This window comes from Shewanella sp. VB17, assembly GCF_013248905.1.
Taxonomy (GTDB): Bacteria; Pseudomonadota; Gammaproteobacteria; order Enterobacterales; family Shewanellaceae; genus Shewanella.
On sequence record NZ_JABRVS010000001.1, the window covers coordinates 2408350 to 2420601 of the forward strand.

Genomic DNA, 12252 nt, shown 5'->3' on the forward strand with positions numbered 1-12252 from the left:
GTAAAGTTAATATACTTTCAGGATAGCAAAGTTGCTTCAATCATGCTTAGTGACAATAGCAAGTATTTGAACGATAAGATGTTCTCCTAAAGAAAATTAACTATGTTCAATGAATGTGGTGATGAATAAAGCTTATTTTTTATGTATGGCTGCAGAGAATGAAGTACAGCCATATATTTGATTTATAGTCTAAAATTAATCAATGTTATTCACATAGCGTAGTTCCATCGACACAGAATCAGCAAAGCGTAGAGCATGTGGTTTGTCTATTTCTACTTTAGCGAAGTCGACCCAAGCATGTTCACTGGTGATATCCAGTACTTGGCCAGTAAGGTGCTCCAATAAAGAAAATCGATTATCTTCAACTAATGAGATGATTTTTTTGGTTATCGTGCGATAATTCAGGGCGTCAACCATATTGTCACTATTACGTGCTTTTTCTGCACAATAGTGAATTTCAGCATTGATTAACACATCTTGTTTGTTTTGGGTCTCATCGTCCTTAATGCCTATGAATGTGCGAAGACGTAGATTTTTGATACGAATGACAGCAGTGTCTGATTTCATCATGTTGAGTTGCTCTATTTTTGAAGTTACTAGTAAGCCTATCAATGTATTACTTAATCGTGAAGGAATTTATTTAAAATGCCGAGAATTGATGCTCAATCCGCGACCTATAAAGGGTTTGCCATTTTAGCTTTTATTGTGGTGATTCTTGCAGGTATTAAAACGGCAAGTCCCATTGTGGTCCCTTTTGTGCTCTCTGCTTTTATTGCGGTGATTTGTAACCCAATTATTGATTGGAGTACCAAATTACGTGTTCCTAGGGCGTTATCAGTGTTGTTTCTGATGGTATTTATTGTACTCATGGGGCTGTGGTTAGCACAAGTTGTGGGCAGTTCTATCAACGAATTTTCTAGCCAACTTCCTCATTATAGGGATCAACTCGTTGAGCAATTTGGCTGGATAATTGATAAATTACGCACGCTTAATATCATCATAAGTAAAGAGCAAATGCTGGCGTATTTTGATCCTGGCGTAGCGCTGTCTATGACTACCAATATGTTATCTGGCGTTGGTAGTGTTATGGCTAATTTGTTTTTAATCATATTGACGGTTGTCTTTATGTTATTTGAATCTGAAACCTTGCCTAAAAAGCTGCACTTCGCTTTAGACGATCCTGACATGAGAATGCAACAGATAGATCGATTTTTGCAATCAGTTAATCAGTATATGCTGATTAAAACTTTAATCAGTGTTGCAACTGGAGTGATTGTTGGAATAGGGCTAGCAGTCATTGGCGTTGATTATGCGTTATTATGGGCCGTGGTGGCTTTTTTGCTTAATTATATTCCCAATATAGGATCCATTATTGCCGCTATTCCGTCGGTACTTTTAGCGTTTATTCAGCTTGGCCCTGCGGCAGCTGGAGCGACAGCTTTATTGTATTTTGGCACTAATATGGTGATGGGGAACGTAATAGAGCCTAAATACATGGGCAGGGGATTGGGGCTTTCTACTTTGGTGGTATTTTTGTCTTTGATTTTTTGGGGATGGTTACTGGGTTCTGTCGGCATGCTTTTATCTGTGCCGTTAACTATGGTGGTTAAAATCGCCTTGGAGTCGAGCGAAGGTGGCCGTTGGTTCGCCATTTTATTAGCTGATGATGTGAATGAACTTGAGCCAGAAGCGACATCAGAAGTCGCATGTATTGAAGAAGAGTAAACCTTCAGTACTTAGTTCAATAAAACAAATTTTTTAGGCGTATTTAGGTTAGAAGTGAATGTAATGCAGTTATTTTTTGATGAATTGAACAATGTTACTTTAGATGAAGAAGTTAACCGCCTTTTTCATGGGCGTGGCGGTATTTATCCTGGTATGGAACATGTATGTTTAGATTGGTTTCCACCAGTACTCTTGTTGACCAGTTTTAAATCGTTAGCAGAAGATGATCTTGTATTAGCAATGGACAGATTATCTCAGCTATGGGATGAGCAAGATACAGTTAACGGCTCGATGAATCTGGTTTATCAATATCGAAATAGCGGTCAAACTCATACAGAAGTGCTTGCTGGTGTCGTGCCTGAACAACACCTTGTGCGTGAAAATGGGGCTGAGTTTCATATACATCTTTTAAGAGGCCAAAATCATGGTCTTTTTTTAGATATGAAGAATGGTAGGCAATGGGTGAGAGATCATGCAGCAGATAAAAAGGTGCTCAATCTTTTTGCGTATACTTGTGCGTTTTCAGTGGCAGCCTTGCAAGGAGGGGCTGACAGTGTGGTAAATATTGATATGAGTAAAGGTGCCTTATCGATAGGTAAGCAAAATCATCTGCTTAATCACTTACCTTCAGGTGCGCGTTTTTTTGGTCATGATATTTTTAAATCTTGGGGCAAGTTAACGAAATTAGGGCCTTATGAAATGATCATTGCAGATCCCCCCAGTAATCAAAAAGGTAGCTTTGTTGCAACTAAAGATTATTCTAGATTACTCAAGCGTTTACCTGAGCTCTTAACGCCTGATGGGGAAGTGCTTTTGTGCCTTAATGCACCAGAGCTTGGGATTGAGTTTTTGATGGGACAAGTGGCGGAGTACAGTCCTAACTTGGTATTTGTGGAACAATTAGCCAATCCTGAGGTGTTTACTGATAGAGATCCTAATAAGGCGCTAAAAGTATTACGCTATAGGCGAGTGTAGAGACAAGTATCTCCTGTCTATTTTGGTTGTCGATTCCGATTTTTGTGTATTTTTTATAATATTATTTTTCGTTTAATCCTATCTTAGAGTGCTCTGATGTGACCATGACTTAAGTGTTGCTGTCGGAGCCATCGATTTTTAGCCACATTAAAATCATGTTTAACTTTCAGTCCAATGGAACATATTTAGGCTTTTTTTCATAATAATGGCCTATTTTAGGTAACGAAAGTGAAAGTATTGTGTAACTCATGGCCAGTGCCTGATATGATGAGTCACTAAGGTCTGTTTATCTTTCATGGTTGTTCTTGCAATCTATTGTCGATTTTTATACATGTTAGAGCTGGTGTAGTCTAGTGATCCTACACCGACAAGTGATAACGCAGTAGAAAGGGTCAACAAACCTTGCCCTAGTGCTCATTTCGATGGCTTTATTGCTGTGTCGCGTGCTTTTTACTTAAGCCATTAAGTCTCATCGCTCGACGCCTTACACTAAATTCATTGAGATTGATCAACATTCAAGCTCGAAAGATAAACAGACCCTAGAATAGGAATATTTTTTTGGCGCAATATTATTAAAGTCATGATATGACACTATCCTACAAACAATCATTCGGAGTGGTTATGGAAGTTCAAGAATACGAAGGTGCGTATTACCAAGTTAAAGACGAGGTGATTGAGTCTTTACCGTTAAAAATGGATGATGATACCTTATTAGAATAGATGATATTAATTCAATTGATGAGTTAATTGCGATTGACACCTTCTGGTAAAATTTCAACAATTTTCCATTTTTTATTGTTTCTGTGAAGTTTGATTGTACGGTCGTCAATCCAAGTCCGTCCGCCTTTAAGTCCATATATTTTAACAATAACATTGACATCGTCCGTAAATTTTCTGAAAAAGTCGATGTCGACTACTTCGACTTCCAGTGTGACATTCGTCATTGATAGATTGAGAAAATGGCGCTGAACAGAGGAGGCAATATGGTAGTGTGCAATCACTTCTTTCATAGGCTCGTTCACATAAAGTTGTGCTTTTTTGATGTCTTTATCTATGTAAATTGCAGTGAAAAAACCTAATGAAACATCTTCAGGCGTACGGTGTGCGGATTCTTGCCCACAGCCTAAAATGAAAAAAAAACAAAATATCGTGATAATTTTCATATGCATGACACGCAGTGAATTTGAACTAAGTATCGCTAGTTAAACTGATATTGGCAAGAATATTTCAGTACTGCATATGTTTTTCTTGACTACAAGTCAAAAATAGGTCATATCTGTTATGGATGAATGGTATTGTTATCCACAAAATCTGTGGACAAGTGTGTTGAAGATTTTACTGTCATTATTCAACTTCATGATTATTAAGTATTTATTTTTGTGGTCAAAAAATGACGCATGTTAGTCATTATTATTTTTATTCAGTTTATATCCCCAAGCTACGTCAAGATGCTCCCTTCAGCGTCCTCATAAGATGTCTGAATTCAGACTCATGAGGACGTTTGACATCATCAACATAAAAAGTCAGTCAATGACAGATTTTTATGCTGATGATAAAGACGTTATTTAATTTGTGAAGCTTGGATCGCCGTGAGAGCAATAGTGTAAACGATATCGTCAACTAACGCGCCCCGAGACAGATCGTTAACAGGCTTACGCATACCTTGAAGCATTGGGCCAATACTAATAAGATCTGCACTTCTCTGTACTGCTTTGTAAGTTGTATTCCCTGTGTTTAGATCTGGGAACACGAATACCGTTGCTTGGCCTGCAACTGGACTATTTGGCGCTTTAGATTGAGCAACGTTAGGCATGACAGCAGCATCATATTGAAGTGGCCCATCAATAATCAGATCGGGGCGCTTATCTTTAGCAATCCGTGTTGCTTCACGCACCTTATCAACGTCAGAACCGGTACCTGAGCTGCCGGTAGAGTAGCTGATCATAGCAACACGTGGCTCGATACCAAATGCGGCAGCTGAATCAGCAGATTGAATCGCAATATCAGCTAACTGTTCTGCATTTGGATCAGGATTAATGGCACAGTCACCATAGACGAGTACTTGATCAGGCATTAACATAAAGAAAATAGAAGAAACAAGACTGGAACCCGGTGCGGTTTTTATTAATTGAAGCGGAGGACGAATCGTGTGAGCTGTCGTATTCACTGCCCCAGAAACAATGCCGTCGACTTCATTTTGCGCTAGCATCATGGTGCCTAATACCATGTTGTCACAAAGTTGTTCGCGAGCGACGACTTCTGTCAGGCCTTTATGTCGTCGCAGATCGAGCATAGGTTCAATGTAACGCTCACGTACAGAACTCGGTTCGATAATTTCAATACCTGCACCCAGTTTAACACCTTGTTGGACGGCAATACGTTCGATTTCATCACGGTTACCAAGTAGCACACATTTAGCGATACCTCGTTCAGCACAAATACTTGCCGCTTCAATGGTCCGTGAGTCATGCCCTTCAGGTAATACCACCGTTTTACATGCTGCACGGGCAAGTTCGGTTAACTTATACCTAAATGCTGGTGGAGAGAGTCGATGTTCACGGGAAGAGTTCTTTGTGACGTTGGCAATCCAATGTTGATCGATATGACTGGAGACGTACTCTTGAACATCTTCAATACGTACCGCATCATCAACAGGCACTTCATGATCGAAACGTTGAATGTTAAGTGATGTTTGCCAAGTATTTGTGTCAATCAAAAAGACAGGCAAGCCGGTCTCAAAAGCTTGTTTGCACAGTGCCATTATCTCAGGCTCAGGCTCATAGCTTCCGGTAAGCAGTAGTGCTCCTATTTTCACACCGTTCATGGCTGCAAGACAGGCTGCCACAATCACATCTGAACGATCGCCAGAGGTCACTAATAGAGAGTCTGTCTTAATGTGGGTTACCATATTAGGGATACTACGTGCACAGAAAGTGACTTTGCGTAAACGGCGGGTGTTCATTTCACCGGTGTTGATGATGTTTGCATTAAGGTGCTTAGCCAGATCAGATGCTCGCGGTGCAACCAGATCTAAGTGGTAAGGTACACTTGCTAAGATCCGCAATGTACTATTACTTGGGAGTTGAAACAAGTTAGTCGTATCAGGACGTTGTACAGCGGCATGATCAAAGACCTCAGAAAGATCGGGGCGAGCACGACCTTCATCATCAACTGGGGCTCCTATTTTGTTGATCATGGCACCAATGATACGTTTATTCCTAACGCCTCCCCATGTGTTATGGGTGATTTCTAAGCGGTTCATTAGTGCGGTTGGTTGTTCGTTACCTGGCGTGGCAACAAAAATAATGTCTGCGTCGAGTGCTTTAGCAATGGCGTAGTTAATATCGCTTGAGAAAGGATGGTTTCTCGTTTGCACTAAGCCTTCAACAACTAGCGTTTCAGTATCATCAGTATGTTGTGTGGCACGATCAATGATCTGCTCCATTAACACATCGGTTTTATCAGTGCGAATGAGTGCTTCGGCGTGATCCATATCAAAAGGTGTTAATGGATTAACGGTTGGCGATTGACCTAAAATGGTTGTCGACCGTTCAGGTCCATTATCATGTGGACGTTGTTGTGCAATAGGCTTAAAGAAGCGAACTTTAACACCGTGGTGCTCAAAAGCTCGAACCAGCCCCAAACTGATTGAAGTAAGACCGACACCAGTGCCGATGGGAACGAGCATAATATTGCGAGACATAAAAACCTCTGTTTTAAGCACAGACTGACTGAGTCACTCTACTGCTAACTGTCTGTTACTAAATAATATAAATTGTATTCTTGAAATGGATAAGCGTTTTCAGTCCCAAGTATTATTTAAGAAGACGCATAGCATCTTCTGCTATTACCCATTCTTCATTGGTTGGAATGACCATGGCGATGGGACCGTTAGCAGTCGTGATCTTACCTTGCTTACCGAAACGTGCCGCTTTATTGCGTTCATCATCAATGTCGAAGTTAAATATTTCGAGTAAATTAAGTACTTTTGCTCGAATAATGTCAGAATTTTCACCTATGCCTCCGGTAAACACAAGGGCATCTAAACGCCCTAATGGCACAGTATAAGATGCGATGTACTTAGCCAGACGGTAGCAGAAAATGTCTAAGGCTAATGTTGCGCCTTTATGACCTTCTTCGTACGCTTGTTCGATGCCGCGACAATCGCTAGTGAGTTCAGAAATCCCCAAAAGCCCACTTTGTTTATTCATCAGATTGTTAACTTGATCTAAGGTATAGCTTAGATGGTTAACTAAATGATGGATAATTGATGGATCGATATCACCACAACGAGTTCCCATGACTAACCCTTCAAGTGGCGTCATTCCCATTGATGTGTCGACACTTTTACCACCTTTAATAGCAGCGACTGAAGCCCCGTTACCTAAGTGAGCACAAATTATGTTGCAATCTTCAATTTTTTTGTCCATTGCTTTGGCGGCTTCACGACTAATGAATAAATGACTCGTGCCATGCATGCCGTAACGTCGGATGCTATTTTCTCGGTATAGTGTATAGGGAAGTGCGTAGATGAAAGCTTTCTCTGGCATCGTTTGATGAAAAGCCGTATCGAATACGGCAATTTGTGGTAATTCAGGAAAAGAGGCTTCTGCTGCGCGAATGCCGATTAAGTGAGCTGGATTATGAAGTGGAGCCAGTGCGGCACAATCTTCAATACCTTGTATTACCCTATTGTCGATAATCACTGATTGGGTGAATTTTTCACCGCCATGCACAACACGGTGTCCGATGGCATGGATTTGTGCGGCAATGTTAGGATGAGCACTTAGAATGTGATTAACGATATATTCAATTGCTTCGCTATGTGCAGTGAATGCACCTAGGTTAGCAGTTTGCTTAATTCCATCCACTTTCCATTTGATTTTAGCATCTTCAAGGCCGAAACATTCAGCTAAGCCTGAGATTTTGTCGTCACCTGTTAAGGCGTCGATAATCGCAAATTTTAGTGATGAGCTACCGCAGTTAAGAACTAATACCAGTTTATTTGACATCTTTAAAACCTTTTACAATGTAGTGAACATTTGTCACTGTACAATAATGACTTTCTTGGTAAAAAATACCGAAGTCGTTAGAAATGCTCTGAGATCAGAGCGAAAATTGTTAACTTAGGCCTCACAATGCCTTGGGGCTCCATTTGACCTTGTGCTATGGTAGAAGCAGTATCACATTAAATTGGTGTAATTTTTGAGCATTCAAGTTTTCAAAATGCTAGGTCAGGGTCATCAATATATGAGGACTTGGCCGATGGCCAGACAACTTAGTTTTTACTTTCCAGAATATCGCGTTATTCGTGCCACTCGGCTCGCTTTGCCAGTTATGCCTATTTTGGCTTTATTGGCTGCTGCGAGTCAGTTATCTATTCACGGCTGGGCATTTCTACCACAAGCCATTACATTAGCCTTGTTTTTTATTAGCTTGCCTATTCAAGGCTTGCTATGGCTAGGTTGGCGATCTCGTCACCCATTACCACTTACTTTACTGGGGTGGTGCGATACATTAACCGCTAAAATGATCGCAATGGGGATCCGTTGTCATCCCTTGGGACCTAAAGCATGTTATTTCGATATGGCGCTTATTTTAAAAGCGGCATTTGAATGCTTAGATGAACAATATTGGGAAGAACTTTAATTGAGTATAGCTGGTTCGTTTTAATATTGGAGTATCTTAACATTATTAGTAGATAGCGTTTAATCCCGCATTGATAAAGACGCGCTTTATTTGCTCCATTGTGTCAGTTGATGGGGGAGAAATTTGATCCAGTTCATATTTTTCACCTAAGGCTTCCCATTTATGCTTACCTAGTTCGTGATAAGGGAGCAGTTCTATCTTTTCTACATTGGCCATAGGCTTAAGAAAATCAGCGAGCTTTTTTGCTGAGGCAATATCGTCTGTGTATCCTTCAACAATAACATAACGTATCCAGGTTTTTTGTTGGCGTTGGTGTAAGTATTCTGCAAATTGTAAGGTACGATGATTACTGACCTTTGTAAGGTCGATATGTCGTTGATCATCGATATGTTTTATGTCAAGGAGGATCAGATCAGTATTATCGAGCAGCTCATCTATGTCGTGTGTATATTTTCTGACAAACCCATTAGTGTCTAAACAGGTATGAATACCTTCTTTTCTACATGCTTGAAAAAGAGCTGAGATAAAGGGGGCTTGGAGTATGGCCTCACCGCCGCTAGCAGTCACTCCTCCGCCATTGGCTTGATAAAAAGGGCGGTAGCTAACAATTTGAGACATGAGTGTGTCGACATCAATTTCTGTACCACTGTGAAGATCCCAAGTGTCACGGTTGTGACAGTATTGGCAACGCATTAAACAGCCTTGCATGAAAGTGACAAATCGGATACCTGGCCCATCTACGGTGCCGAAGGATTCCAATGAGTGGATACGACCTGTTACTGCCATGATAACTCCCTATGTATCTGTTCTGTTTTAAAAATAAATATACCCAAACAGTGAAATGATGCAGTATTTGCCGCGATCACTGTTTGGGTATTGGCTATACACTCTGCGTATCGTGTAGTGTTAGCTTTTTATTTGCCTTTATCGTTCAAAATGAGTGACGTTTACATACTGGTAGTAAAGGTACGAGTGATAACATCTTGCTGCTGTTCTGGAGTCAGTGCGTTGAAACGAACGGCATAACCAGATACACGAATAGTGAGCTGAGGATATTTATCTGGATTCACTACAGCATCTTCAAGCATTTCACGATTCATCACATTGATGTTTAAATGTTGACCGCCTTCGCGGTTTTCGTTATGTGCGAAATAACCGTCCATCAGTGCTGCTAAGTTTGCACGTCGACCATCTTCATCTTTACCAAGTGCCTTTGGCACAATAGAAAAAGTATAAGAGATGCCGTCTTGGGCGTGAGCAAAGGGAAGCTTAGCAACAGAAGTAAGTGATGCAATGGCGCCATTTTCATCACGTCCATGCATGGGGTTTGCACCCGGAGCAAAGGGTGCGCCTGCTGGACGCCCATCTGGTGTTGTGCCTGTTTTCTTACCATACACGACATTAGATGTAATGGTTAAAATAGACTGAGTTGGTATCGCATTACGGTACATTTTCATATCGCGTATTTTAGCCATAAAACGTTCTACAAGCTCAATAGCTAAATCATCAACGCGTGCATCGTTGTTACCAAATTTAGGATAGTCACCTTGGATGTCGAAATCGACAGCAATGCCATGTTCATCACGTATGGGTTTTACTTGTGCAAATTTGATGGCAGAAAGTGAATCAGCCGCGATAGATAGACCTGCAATACCACAGGCCATTGTACGACGTACATCACGATCATGGAGTGCCATAAGGGCGGCTTCATAAGAATATTTATCGTGCATGAAGTGAATAGCATTCAATGCGGTCACATATTGTATCGCTAACCAATCCATCATACTGTCTAAGCGAGTCATGACATCGTCAAAATCTAATACTTCAGAGGTAATTGCTGTAGATTTAGGGCCTATTTGAATTTTAAGCTTTTCATCGACACCGCCATTGATGGCATAAAGCATCGTTTTTGCTAAATTTGCACGAGCACCGAAAAATTGCATATGTTTGCCGACAACCATAGGACTCACACAGCATGCAATCGCATAGTCATCAGAGCTAAAGTCAGGACGCATTAAATCATCGTTTTCATATTGAATTGAGCTAGTGTCGATAGACACTTTCGCACAGTATTTTTTAAACGTTAATGGTAATTTTTCAGACCATAATACGGTAATGTTCGGCTCTGGACTAGGCCCCATGTTATACAGTGTGTGTAAAAATCGAAAGCTAGATTTAGTGACTAAAGTACGGCCATCGAGTCCCATTCCCGCAATAGATTCAGTTGCCCAGATAGGATCACCAGAGAATAGCTCATCGTATTCAGGAGTGCGTAAAAAACGAACCATTCGCAGCTTCATGACGAAATGATCAACCATTTCCTGGGCTTGTTGTTCTGTTAACACCCCATTTTTAATGTCTCGTTCGATATAGATGTCCAAAAAGCTCGATGTACGCCCAAGTGACATGGCCGCGCCATTTTGGCTCTTAACTGCTGCGAGATAACCGAAGTAAGTCCACTGAATGGCTTCTTGTGCATTAGTTGCAGGTAGAGAAATGTCAAAACCATAGCTTGTCGCCATGACCTTCATTTGGCCTAGCGCTCGATGTTGCTCAGCAATTTCTTCACGAAGTTGCATTGTGTAAGATAAATCTTTACCTGTTTCTAAGTCTGGTTGCAGTGAAGTAAACTGAGCTAATTTATCATCGATTAAATAATCTATTCCGTAAAGGGCGATACGGCGATAATCACCAATGATCCGACCACGGCCGTAAGCATCAGGCAAGCCAGTTAAAATACCGGATTTACGGCAACCCATGATTTCAGGTGTGTAAATATCGAAAACACCTTGATTGTGGGTTTTACGCAGTTCTGAATATAGATATTTAATTTTAGGGCTGAGCTGTCGGTTGTAAGCTTTACACGAGCTTTCAACCATGCGAATTCCGCCATTGGGCAACATTGCGCGTTTAAGTGGTGCTTCAGTTTGCAGGCCAACAATGGTCTCAAGACTTTGCTCTATGTAGCCAGCTTGATGTGAAGTAATGGTCGATACTGTTTCGGTGTCGAAATCTACAGGGGCATGAGTCGTATTTTCTTGCTTTACTCCAACCATGACCTTGTCCCAAAGTTGAGTGGTGGCAAGAGTGGCTGGTGTTAAAAAAGACTCATCACCGTCATAAGGGGTATAATTAGTTTGAATAAAGTCACGAATATTGACTTCATTTTCCCATTGGCCATAAACAAAGTCTTTCCACGCATTAGCAAATGGCTTAGTTTTTTCGATCATAGTACAAATACCTTTTAGTTGAGATACGTGTTATTGGTTATTGATGTCAGTAGTAAAACGTAATGACATCGATATACCAATAGCTAAGTCTTAAAGCTTCCTCACTGTGTTGCTTAAGTGCAGGGAACTCATTTCCGAGTGGTTTGTGTTCTGAGTGTTTTGTTGCTATAGACACTTGATGCGACACAAGACATATCGGAACTGTTAAATTGGTAAGACCAATTACACCCTTAGTCATTTTAGCATAAATAAAGATAAACTGCACCTTTACTACCTTTGTGCTTGAACTGTTTATTCTAAAATGGTTGTTTTTATGCGGTTTTATATTATAAACCTATATATTCGGCATTTTAATGCATAAAAACTATCATTTAACATTTATTATATGACACTAATGTTAACTTTTTTTTCATTTTCTGGCTCTTATTACGCTAAAATAAAATGGTAATACCAATTTACCATTTTATTTTAGCATAGCAATACTGATGCAGCATTAAGTATGCTTCTCATTTTATCTATGAGGTGAATTATTTGCGATCTACGTAGCAATTTACAATCACTATGGTGTAAAAAATGATTGTTCGGCACGTATATTGCGTTACTTGTAGATCATGTTTTTATGTGGATATAAGAGCCATTTCCAGACTATGACACCGTCAGTTGCTGTTTCGGT

The 12252-nt window shown here is 40.5% G+C and carries 9 protein-coding genes; 3 read left to right on the plus strand and 6 right to left on the minus strand.

The window, feature by feature from the left end:
• Positions 1-195: 195 nt before the first annotated feature.
• The gene (gene folX / locus HQQ94_RS10340; protein ID WP_173296603.1) at positions 196-567 is read right to left on the minus strand and encodes a dihydroneopterin triphosphate 2'-epimerase; all 372 of its coding nucleotides are present in this window, start codon (positions 565-567) and stop codon (positions 196-198) included.
• A gap of 78 nt (positions 568-645) precedes the next feature.
• On the opposite strand from folX, the gene HQQ94_RS10345 reads away from it, so the two are divergent.
• Together HQQ94_RS10345 and HQQ94_RS10350 are read left to right on the plus strand one after the other, a co-directional pair.
• Positions 646-1725, plus strand: a complete 1080-nt coding sequence (locus HQQ94_RS10345; protein ID WP_173294348.1) for an AI-2E family transporter — start codon at positions 646-648, stop codon at positions 1723-1725.
• A 63-nt stretch (positions 1726-1788) separates the two neighbouring features.
• Positions 1789-2700: a class I SAM-dependent methyltransferase gene (locus tag HQQ94_RS10350; protein WP_173294349.1), complete on the plus strand. Its 912-nt coding sequence runs from the start codon at positions 1789-1791 to the stop codon at positions 2698-2700.
• Positions 2701-3443: 743 nt separating this feature from the next.
• Here the strand turns inward: HQQ94_RS10350 and HQQ94_RS10355 are convergent.
• The 3 genes from HQQ94_RS10355 to HQQ94_RS10365 all read right to left on the minus strand — a co-directional run bounded on the left by HQQ94_RS10355 (position 3444) and on the right by HQQ94_RS10365 (position 7712).
• Positions 3444-3863, minus strand: coding sequence for a DUF4878 domain-containing protein (locus HQQ94_RS10355; protein WP_173294350.1), 420 nt, complete (start codon positions 3861-3863; stop codon positions 3444-3446).
• Between the two features lie 398 nt (positions 3864-4261).
• Complete coding sequence (gene pta, locus HQQ94_RS10360) at positions 4262-6403, minus strand: phosphate acetyltransferase (RefSeq protein ID WP_173294351.1); 2142 nt, start codon at positions 6401-6403, stop codon at positions 4262-4264.
• Between the two features lie 112 nt (positions 6404-6515).
• Positions 6516-7712, minus strand: a complete 1197-nt coding sequence (locus HQQ94_RS10365) for an acetate kinase (protein WP_173294352.1) — start codon at positions 7710-7712, stop codon at positions 6516-6518.
• 193 nt (positions 7713-7905) lie between these two features.
• On the opposite strand from HQQ94_RS10365, the gene yfbV reads away from it, so the two are divergent.
• A complete protein-coding gene (yfbV, locus tag HQQ94_RS10370; protein WP_173294353.1) occupies positions 7906-8349 on the plus strand; it encodes a terminus macrodomain insulation protein YfbV in 444 nt (147 codons plus the stop codon).
• 45 nt (positions 8350-8394) lie between these two features.
• Here yfbV and pflA read toward each other — a convergent pair whose 3' ends face one another.
• Both pflA and pflB read right to left on the minus strand, forming a co-directional pair.
• Entirely contained in the window at positions 8395-9135 is a 741-nt protein-coding gene (pflA, locus tag HQQ94_RS10375) for a pyruvate formate lyase 1-activating protein (protein WP_173294354.1), read from the minus strand.
• Positions 9136-9296: 161 nt separating this feature from the next.
• Complete coding sequence (gene pflB, locus HQQ94_RS10380) at positions 9297-11579, minus strand: formate C-acetyltransferase (protein ID WP_173294355.1); 2283 nt, start codon at positions 11577-11579, stop codon at positions 9297-9299.
• Positions 11580-12252: the final 673 nt, after the last annotated feature.

Bases quoted from the DNA above. Each gene is read 5' to 3' on its own strand.
- folX (WP_173296603.1), bottom strand. From the start codon at position 567: ATGAAATCAGACACTGCTGTCATTCGTATCAAAAATCTACGTCTTCGC.
- HQQ94_RS10345 (WP_173294348.1), top strand. From the start codon at position 646: ATGCCGAGAATTGATGCTCAATCCGCGACCTATAAAGGGTTTGCCATT.
- HQQ94_RS10350 (WP_173294349.1), top strand. From the start codon at position 1,789: ATGCAGTTATTTTTTGATGAATTGAACAATGTTACTTTAGATGAAGAA.
- HQQ94_RS10355 (WP_173294350.1), bottom strand. From the start codon at position 3,863: ATGAAAATTATCACGATATTTTGTTTTTTTTTCATTTTAGGCTGTGGG.
- pta (WP_173294351.1), bottom strand. From the start codon at position 6,403: ATGTCTCGCAATATTATGCTCGTTCCCATCGGCACTGGTGTCGGTCTT.
- HQQ94_RS10365 (WP_173294352.1), bottom strand. From the start codon at position 7,712: ATGTCAAATAAACTGGTATTAGTTCTTAACTGCGGTAGCTCATCACTA.
- pflA (WP_173294354.1), bottom strand. From the start codon at position 9,135: ATGGCAGTAACAGGTCGTATCCACTCATTGGAATCCTTCGGCACCGTA.
- pflB (WP_173294355.1), bottom strand. From the start codon at position 11,579: ATGATCGAAAAAACTAAGCCATTTGCTAATGCGTGGAAAGACTTTGTT.